This is a genomic window from Serratia sp. ASV30 (assembly GCF_016428815.1).
Taxonomy (GTDB): domain Bacteria; phylum Pseudomonadota; class Gammaproteobacteria; order Enterobacterales; family Enterobacteriaceae; genus Chania; species Chania fonticola_C.
Genome location: NZ_JAELTL010000104.1, coordinates 1 through 7,917 on the forward strand (window position 1 = coordinate 1; position 7,917 = coordinate 7,917).

Below are 7,917 nucleotides of genomic sequence, written 5' to 3' on the forward strand. Positions count from 1 at the left end.
CCCCCCCCCCCCCCCCCCCCCCCCCCCCCCCCCCCCCCCCCCCCCCCCCCCCATTTTAGATGTGTATAAGAGACAGAATGAAAGGCATCAATGAGAAGAGAAGAATCATTGAATTGGTATGGGGGGGAGAAGATGTTAACGCCAAAGAAATGCACTACCACCAACTTATTCACAAGACCAGAACTCGGTTAACCAAAAAAGGTTTCCCTAATGATTTTATTATGACAATACCACGTTATGGCTTATGTCTTAATAAAGACTTTCTCCATTCAATGCTTGTGGAGCAGGATTGTAAAGTGAGCTTAAAAAATAAACCACTGGTGCTTATTTAAGTTATAATAATGAATAGTTACACCGCATTTGAGTTTATTCTAAGTGTCCAATACTTTTTCTATTCAAACACGGATATATATTGGAGCAGCAGTGTTATTGACCTCTATTTAAAAACAAACTGAATGGGGGCAAGAAATAGTTCCATTACCCTCATTCAGCGCCCGCTGGAAAATACCCCTTATTGAGTGAATAACCAGACTTAGTGTTTGAGGCCAAATATCAAATAGCGTTCTGTTTAAGCACAAAGTCTCAGTTGTACTCGATGATCAACACTCCGCTCCCAGTCGAGGCTCCAGCAGTTACTTTACCTAAAGCCAACAAACGCGACTCAATATCAAAAGTAGTTACCCCTGCTTCCGTCCGTAGGCTTACACCTTTTGCTACATCTTGATTGTCCACAAAAAGCGATGATGCGAGGTTTCCAGACATCATGATCGGCAATGCGGGGCGAATAGTTATGTTAGTGGGGCCGCTACAAAAGAAGGTCAGAGGGGTGCTCGCACTATGGCCATCTACGCGGGGGATCGCTACGGTGCCATGGTCGATAGTCAAGCTGGTTGCTACCATACAGGATGCAGTGGCTTTCGCAGGGACACAAGGTTCTCCGGCCATCGGATAGCTGTTGCGAGAGGGGGGCTGACTGTTCCCTGGATATTGAACTAGTGTCGTTATAAACTGGAGACACAACGTTGTACCAGGAGGAAGGGGGGTGGGCATTTTCACTCCAAACGGACCGTCGATTTTGGATTTGTGTTTTTCCCACATCGCCTGCGTGTTTGTCTCCCCATACATAAAGCCGGCTTTAACAGCGAGCATCGGCATCCACTTAGGTATTGGTGGCGAAGGGATAACAGCCAAATATGCACCACAATCCAGAGGATACCATATGTGAGGCTTTGGGACACAAGTCAAACCCGCTGCGGGCGGGGTCACCCAGACACCCGACCCGGATATTTCATCTCCTGATATTTCGAACGAAGTAATATTATATGCCGAGAACGCCGTTACGGAGTACAAGGCCGCAAGTGTAATAAGGCAGAATTGCGAAAATTTCATACAGTTACTCTATATAATTGATAAAAATATACAGCAGGAGGCGGTTTTTTATTATCGGTCAATATTTTTAGCAGCCCTGCTAACAAAATATGCCACCGAGCCTGATACGCCCGCAGGCAATCAGTTTCAGCGTCACTCATATTCCAGACTTAAGGTTGCCACTGCGCTAAACGGCCCATGTTTAATACTTTGGTGGGTGATCGCTTGCGGTTCACCTTTGACATACGCCTTAAAGGTGATCAGGTTGCTGTCTTTCGCCAGTGGGTATTTCTGCCCGGCCAAATTCAATGGCAACAGTTTGCCTGCCAGCGTTTCCATGCCAATCGCAATGCCCGTAGCCTGGCTGGCAGCATCTAACGCCAATAACCCCGGCAAGTTAAGGTTTTCTTTACCGCTGAAGGTAACACGCACGCTATTGGCTATACTGAGATCACACTCCGTCAGGTGCAGCTCAAATTGCTGCCCGTGAGTGCGTTGGTTTAGATACAGGTATTGGTCGATAACCGTGCCAAAGTTCAGTTGGATATTTTCCTCGCCTGGGGGGATCACGCAAGTCTCCGCCACCAGTTCACCGTGAAAGCGAACATTGTCAGCACCTTGGGTGGTAACGCTTAAAAACAGCATTGCGCCCGCCAGCCCCTTACTCAGCCAGCGCTTATCTGACCGGTGATTGCGCCTCATCACTTACCCCCGGTCATTGATAACTCGCCTGTAAGGTCGCACTGGCGAGGAACGCGCCACCGGTTAAGGTTGAACCGGGGGTTTTGACCGGTACTGCTTCCAGCTTCGGTGGATTTTTCGGATCGATGGCCACCGGCTTACCCAAGGTGAATGGCTTGCCGTTTTGCAACACTCTGATAGCCAGATTCAGATGGTTGGTTTCTATCGCCGCATCGTCATAGGTGGTTTTATTGCCACTCAGCGTGAGCGTCATATCAAATCCTGACGTGCCTTGTTCACAGGTGATGAAGTAGTTAATGGTTGTCAGGTAGTTCACACCGTCCACTTTGCTGACTCCGACCTTGTCACCAAAATTAACATCCACAGTATTCATATCACTGATGACACATTGCGGTACCTCAACCAACGTACCGCGAAATAATAGGTTATCTGCAGCTAACAGTATCGGGCTAAAACAACTGCCAATCAGCAGTAGGATTACGGTTAAATATTGCGTCATCTTCTTTCTCCTGTTTACTCATAATTGACAGTGATTGTGGCTCCGGCGGAGAAACTACCGCTACTCAGGGTGCTGCCTGGCCTCTTAATCGGTACAGCTTGCAGTGACAGCATTTTCGGGTAAGTGAATCCTACGTCACTATTCAGGGGGAATCTCAGGCCAAACCCTTTAATTTGTATGTCTATGCCTAGATTGGGGTTACTGGTCTCTAATGTATTGGTTCCACCAAAGCTGGCCTGGGTTCCTTTTATTCGTAATTTCATGGTATTATCGCCCTCACCAGAGCAAACCAGTTCGAAAGGGATCGGTCGTATGTAATTTTTACCATCGACTTTTTTGGTCACCATATCGTTACCAAAATTCACTTCAACCACCTTGCCGCCATTCAATATACAAGGCAACTGGGCAAGAACCGTGACTTTAACAGTCACGGTTGTTGATGTTTGAGCGCTATGTACCAACGTACTGGGTAGCAACAGAATGCCCATTAGAAAAAACCGCATTGTCATAAATTGGCCCCAAACTGATCTGCATCTTGGCGAGGTAATTTGCTTTTATCGGGCATTTATCCCTCCATCTTGCGCCTTATCCACCGATGCTATTAGTAGCTATCTTTCACGGACTTGGCTTGGCAACCGGCTGCGCTACAGTTAAATTGCAGTTTTGGCCGGCCACCGTAATCATTGATGTAGGTCAGTACCGGGCGGTTACCCAGTGCGCTGGCGCTGGCCTTAAGCGTACCACTGCCTTTTGGCTCCACCATTAGGGGTTCAAAACTGTTTATCGACTCGCCCTTTATACTGCTACTGGCATCCACTACCGTGATAAAATAGGGCGTTGGATTATGCACTAAATAGCTGTCCCCTTGCTTGGTCAGGGTAATTTGTTCCTGCCACGGTGTTGCCATCTCGGTGGTGGTCTGCATTAACCCTTTTGGTCGGTAAAACAATTTGATGCGCGTCTGTAAGGCGATTTGCAAGGTATTGGGTTTGTCGCTACGCGGTGGAATTTCGCGCAGGTTGAAGTAGAACAAGGATTCCCGATCCTGAGCCAGTAAGTTCGCTGCTGGCAGCCCTTGTACTTTGACCTGGCTCTTGGCACCAGGCTCAACCCGTTGCACGGGAGGGAGTACCGTCAGTGGGCTGGTTATTTTATTGCCCTGCGCATCCTCAATCCAACCTTGAGCTAAATAAGGCAATTTTTTGTTTTCATTGCTAATATTTACACTAAGCGACCTCTGGCCTCCATCATAAATGATTCGGGTACGATCCAGTGCAATGGCAGCAAAGGCCGATGGCGTGCTCAGGGCACATAACACCACGCCAGTAATGAGCGGTGTTACTAGCTTCAATGTTGCTATCTTCAGTTTCATTAACCTGTTCCTATTCCAAAAGAGTGTTTAGTTACGCTTGATTGCCTATAAAAAATGCATCCCTGCAGAGGGGCCTTGCCGCGCTTACTTCCCTTTATTGCTTTCCTTCAATAGGCGACAAGGCAGTAGCAAATCGGTCTGGTTGCTGTTCGACAGCAAGGTCGGTAATGCCAATTCACACTGCGCACCGCCGTTCCAATAAACCTGCATCAATTCACCCGGCAGGATACCGCTCAGATAAACGCTGCCGCCATCACTCACAATGCCAACACTCTGCCGCTTCGCATTCATCACAGTGGCCCCAAATGGAGGTGTTGAACCGTCAGCCAGACGAATAACTGCCATAGCTTTCTCGCCAGAAATCACATCAAAGTGGCGATAACCAATCGCCCCTTCGGTCAGAGTGGCCTGCACCACTGAACGTGTTGTCTCAGCGTTATCGGGCAATTTATTTAGATCAATACTGATCCGGTTGCGGTAGTAACTGTTCACATCTGCAACTACAACTTTACCAAAACGGTTAGATGCCGTGCTTGCGCCATAACTGTGTATCGGTATTCCGGACACGCCGTCGGTATCTAACAGGATTCGCGTACCTCCTATAGGACCTGAACGATGTAATGCCGCACCTTCAAGGGTGGCTGTCGCTCCCCCTTGCAGTGACATTCCCAGCGATGAGTAACTCCCGGCCTGATAACTGGCGTTGGTATTAATTTGTGCAATATCACCCTGGTGACTGTAAAAACCGCTGGCGGTCGCGCCGCTGCGTGAAACCCCGGACGTTAACTGATAGCTATCGTGCTCGTTTATCTGATCGTAGTAACTGACCTGATGGGTATTATTGTTGCGATCGAGACTGCTGCTATAGCTGATAGAGCCGCTGTTGCCCCACGGCATCGAGAATGACAAATACATGCCATCATCATTGGAGCCATTAAACTTGTTGCGGTAAGCCGTCATCGACACACTTAAATTCTTAAAACGGCCAAGATCAAAATAGCGCGACAGCGTCAGGTTATAGCGATCACTGGCCGGTTTGTCCCAATAGGTCTGGTGGCTATAGTCCAGATAGGCACTCAAATTTAATTCTTTGAATTGCTTATTAAAGGTGATGGTGTACATCTCTTTACTATTCAACGAGCGGGTGCCATAAGTGCGGGCATCCAGATACTCACTCATGCTCATATAGTTCTGCTGCGAGAAGCGGTATCCGGCAAAGGTGACCTGGCTGTCATAGTCATCAAAGCGTTTCGAATAGCTCAGACGGTAGGTTCCCCCAGACAGAACATTGTCCGATTGCGGCAACACTGCGCGCGATTGTGTGATGTCAAATGACAATGCTCCCAGCACCATTAAATCGCGGCCAGTTCCCACAGCCAGTGCGTTATAGTCCACCCCAACCACACTTCCGCCGTACAACGACCAGCCGTTGCTGATCCCCCAAGAGAACTCACCGGTCGCAAATATCGGGCCGTTGCTACGGTGTTTCCAATCTGATGGGCGCCCTACCGCCACTTTGTAGCGCACCGTGCCAGGCCTTGTCAGGTAAGGAATATCGGCGGTATCCATCTTAAATATTTGCACTGTGCCATCTTGTTCCTCTACCCGAATATCCAATTGACCGGATACTGTATTATTGATGTCTTGGATACGAAATGGCCCGGACGCAACCTGAGTTTCCTGTAAAATCCGCCCCTGCTGGCTAATGATGACTCTGGCATTAGTGCGAGCTATTCCGGTCACTTCAGGCGCATAGCCACGCAGGTTCGGCGGCAACATATTGTCGTCAGTAACCAGACTGATACCGGCAAACCGGAAACTGTCAAAAATATCTGAGTTGAGGAAGTTCTCGCCGAGGGTCAGCTTGGCCCCCAGAGAGGATATTGCCCGATAGGCGTAATAACGGCTCCAATCCCATGAGGTCCGCGTCGGTTGCTCAGCCCCATTTTGATGGTCAATACGGGCCTGCCAGTCAGCACGTAAACGCCAGGCACCCAGATTAGCACCCAGAGTGCCGTTACCACTGCCGTTATAGCCTTGAGTACCCTGTTTAAGTTGCCGCTGTGTTTGAACATTAAGGTTATAGTCAAGCAGTAACCCAGGAATACCATTATCCCAGCGCGAAGGGGGATCCCAGTCATCTGAGGCGTATTCCAGATAAGACTGCGGAATATTCAGATAGAGCATGGCTGCGCCTAAGTCTCCCTTGGCGGTCATCCCCTGCAAGCTAGATATCATCAAGCACTGCCCTTGATGCCACCAGGCCAACTTCTCTTTCAGCGCAGATTTTAAGCCAAATTGCTCAACTAACTTTGGGCTAACACAGGCCTCACTGCCGTTAGGATCACCTTCCGAGGCATAAAAAACCACCGGCTGTTCTAACAACTCTTGTTTATTAATCTGCACCGACATCATATAGTCGCCCGGCATAATATAATTACTGCGGGAAAACAGTGCAAAATCGATATTAGTACGATCGTTAATATCTAATACATCGGTATTAAATTGAAACTCAGTCGCCTGGGCTGAAAACACCGTCCCACTAACAATATAACTAATGATTATCCCTAGAATACACGGACGCGAAGACAATGCCTTAAAATAAAATAATGCCATTATTATCAGACCTTCTTATATAACTCCATTAAGCGCCACTTCCATTAGTTAAATAATGACTACGCAAAAATAAACCCATTTCTGGTCAAGAGTAAAGTAATGCTATGCCATGATACAAAATCAGTAATAGTCAACTTTAAATCTTACCGTAGAGGTATATTCTCCAAAACTTAATAATTGATGATTACCCACCAACCGTAAGGAATAATTTAATGCTGTTTCTTTTGAGGCTCTGTTTTCCAAAGGTAAAGGAGTGCCGGGTATAGCGATATTTCCCTGACTATCGGTAATTTGCAGAGCAATGCCTTTAGCCTTACCTTTTACAGCAAATAACCCCGTGTTATTCTGTCCATCAAAAGTAATTTGAAATAGTCGCCAATCCGCTAATAACACGTTGTTCTGCGCTAAAGTACAATTGACTAAGCGAATCGAAAAAGGATACGCCCTACTTTGACCATCACGGATGATTTTGCTGGTATGCAACTGGTCTAAATTAATGGTTTGATCATCACTGTTAGTGCCTATTGCACACGCTGCTTCAATAATAGCGCCAACCATATTCACTCGCCCCCAAGATTGGGCCTGAGTAGAGCAAGCTTGATTTATTACACACAGATTCAATAGTATAAAGAGCATGGGGTTACTTATTTTTTTGTACATATCCAGGCTCTTCAGTATTCGTCGGCAATAAATGCATGTGGGTGACCCCACATGCATAAGGAAGTTTTATTTTATTGATAATCAAGGGTAAAGTTGGCAACACTCTCGAAATCGCCAGGCACAACACTGCCTGAAGCACCATCACCCTGTAAATAAGCAGAGAACAGCAGTGTATTATTACCATCTTGCAATATTTGCGTGTCGGTTGCAGTACCCAACGTAATCAGTTTATTGTTACCATCGGTTACTGCGATGCTAGCACCTTTTGCTGAACCGGTAATACCAAGCATACCCGCAGTCGATCCTTGCGCACCGGTAAATTTGGCGGTAACAGATTTTCCTTTATCACCAATGTTGCATTTCTCCAGTTTAATTGAGAAGTTCTTCGGGGTAGAGGTGCCTTTATTACTCAGCGCAACATTAGACACCTGCCCCAGATCAACCGTCTGGTCAATACTTTCAGAGTCAATAGAACATGGTGAGTCAATAATAGAACCGGTAAAAGTTACTGTACCATGACCAGGATCGGTAGTAGCTGCCTGAACAAAAGAAACAACCCCGATAGCCAAAGAAACACCTAATACAATTTTGTTCAGTTTCATTTCACATTCCTTTAAATAATGATTTACAGAGTACTTGAAATAGTAACCAGCCTAAATATAAACGCATATCCATTCCCGTTTACTACAAAAACAACGAA

At 46.9% G+C, this 7,917-nt stretch carries 9 protein-coding genes; 1 reads left to right on the forward strand and 8 read right to left on the reverse strand.

Annotated features, from left to right (window positions below; translation table 11 throughout):
* The first annotated feature begins 77 nt into the window (after positions 1-77).
* Positions 78-332, forward strand: a complete 255-nt coding sequence (locus JHD74_RS25005) for a hypothetical protein (protein ID WP_199063782.1) — start codon at positions 78-80, stop codon at positions 330-332.
* A gap of 250 nt (positions 333-582) precedes the next feature.
* Here the strand turns inward: JHD74_RS25005 and JHD74_RS25010 are convergent, their stop codons facing one another.
* From JHD74_RS25010 to JHD74_RS25045, 8 genes are all read right to left on the reverse strand, one after another.
* Positions 583-1,389 carry a hypothetical protein gene (locus tag JHD74_RS25010; protein ID WP_199063783.1) on the reverse strand — a complete coding sequence of 269 codons (807 nt, stop codon included), beginning with the start codon at positions 1,387-1,389 and terminating at the stop codon, positions 583-585.
* A 132-nt stretch (positions 1,390-1,521) separates the two neighbouring features.
* Positions 1,522-2,070 (reverse strand): fimbrial protein, encoded by a 549-nt coding sequence (locus tag JHD74_RS25015; protein WP_199063784.1) that lies wholly within the window; start codon positions 2,068-2,070, stop codon positions 1,522-1,524.
* 13 nt (positions 2,071-2,083) lie between these two features.
* Complete coding sequence (locus tag JHD74_RS25020) at positions 2,084-2,569, reverse strand: fimbrial protein (RefSeq protein WP_199063785.1); 486 nt, start codon at positions 2,567-2,569, stop codon at positions 2,084-2,086.
* 14 nt (positions 2,570-2,583) lie between these two features.
* Positions 2,584-3,057 carry a fimbrial protein gene (locus JHD74_RS25025; RefSeq protein WP_199063786.1) on the reverse strand — a complete coding sequence of 158 codons (474 nt, stop codon included), beginning with the start codon at positions 3,055-3,057 and terminating at the stop codon, positions 2,584-2,586.
* 113 nt (positions 3,058-3,170) lie between these two features.
* Positions 3,171-3,941 (reverse strand): fimbria/pilus periplasmic chaperone, encoded by a 771-nt coding sequence (locus JHD74_RS25030; protein ID WP_199063787.1) that lies wholly within the window; start codon positions 3,939-3,941, stop codon positions 3,171-3,173.
* Between the two features lie 84 nt (positions 3,942-4,025).
* The gene (locus JHD74_RS25035) at positions 4,026-6,557 is read right to left on the reverse strand and encodes an outer membrane usher protein (RefSeq protein WP_199063788.1); all 2,532 of its coding nucleotides are present in this window, start codon (positions 6,555-6,557) and stop codon (positions 4,026-4,028) included.
* Positions 6,558-6,677: 120 nt separating this feature from the next.
* Positions 6,678-7,217, reverse strand: a complete 540-nt coding sequence (locus tag JHD74_RS25040) for a fimbrial protein (RefSeq protein WP_199063789.1) — start codon at positions 7,215-7,217, stop codon at positions 6,678-6,680.
* Positions 7,218-7,288: 71 nt separating this feature from the next.
* Positions 7,289-7,819, reverse strand: a complete 531-nt coding sequence (locus JHD74_RS25045; protein ID WP_199063790.1) for a fimbrial protein — start codon at positions 7,817-7,819, stop codon at positions 7,289-7,291.
* Positions 7,820-7,917: the final 98 nt, after the last annotated feature.

Coding starts and splice junctions, on each gene's coding strand:
- JHD74_RS25030 (WP_199063787.1), bottom strand. CDS start 3,941: ATGAAACTGAAGATAGCAACATTGAAGCTAGTAACACCGCTCATTACT.
- JHD74_RS25040 (WP_199063789.1), bottom strand. CDS start 7,217: ATGTACAAAAAAATAAGTAACCCCATGCTCTTTATACTATTGAATCTG.
- JHD74_RS25035 (WP_199063788.1), bottom strand. CDS start 6,557: ATGGCATTATTTTATTTTAAGGCATTGTCTTCGCGTCCGTGTATTCTA.
- JHD74_RS25025 (WP_199063786.1), bottom strand. CDS start 3,057: ATGGGCATTCTGTTGCTACCCAGTACGTTGGTACATAGCGCTCAAACA.
- JHD74_RS25045 (WP_199063790.1), bottom strand. CDS start 7,819: ATGAAACTGAACAAAATTGTATTAGGTGTTTCTTTGGCTATCGGGGTT.
- JHD74_RS25020 (WP_199063785.1), bottom strand. CDS start 2,569: ATGACGCAATATTTAACCGTAATCCTACTGCTGATTGGCAGTTGTTTT.
- JHD74_RS25005 (WP_199063782.1), top strand. CDS start 78: ATGAAAGGCATCAATGAGAAGAGAAGAATCATTGAATTGGTATGGGGG.
- JHD74_RS25010 (WP_199063783.1), bottom strand. CDS start 1,389: ATGAAATTTTCGCAATTCTGCCTTATTACACTTGCGGCCTTGTACTCC.
- JHD74_RS25015 (WP_199063784.1), bottom strand. CDS start 2,070: ATGAGGCGCAATCACCGGTCAGATAAGCGCTGGCTGAGTAAGGGGCTG.